General features: G+C 35.8%; 1 rRNA gene. It reads left to right on the forward strand.

Features of this window, described 5'->3' with window-relative positions:
• Positions 1 to 215: 215 nt before the first annotated feature.
• A 23S ribosomal RNA gene (locus H5119_RS20215) occupies positions 216 to 316 on the forward strand; the annotation flags it as partial.

Consider the following 316-nt stretch of genomic DNA (forward strand, 5'->3'; position numbering starts at 1 on the left):
TGCTCTTTAAAAATTTGGAAAAGCTGATAATAAAATTCTGATAGATACATTGTATTTATCAAGAGTTTTCAAAAGTAAAAAAAGAATGGTAGCAGTACCATTCAGTGCCATTTAATTAACGTTTTACGTTGATTGATTGGTATCTACTTTAGTATTCAATATTGACTTCTGGCGAAGTTAAACTGTCACACAACAAAGACCCGTTTGGGTTGTATGGTTAAGTGACTAAGCGTACACGGTGGATGCCTTGGCAGTTGGAGGCGATGAAGGACGTATTAACTTGCGATAAGCCTAGTCAAGCTAGTAAAAAGCACTT

The organism is Pseudoalteromonas sp. SG45-5, assembly GCF_014164085.1.
In the GTDB taxonomy this organism is placed as follows: domain Bacteria; phylum Pseudomonadota; class Gammaproteobacteria; order Enterobacterales; family Alteromonadaceae; genus Pseudoalteromonas; species Pseudoalteromonas aliena.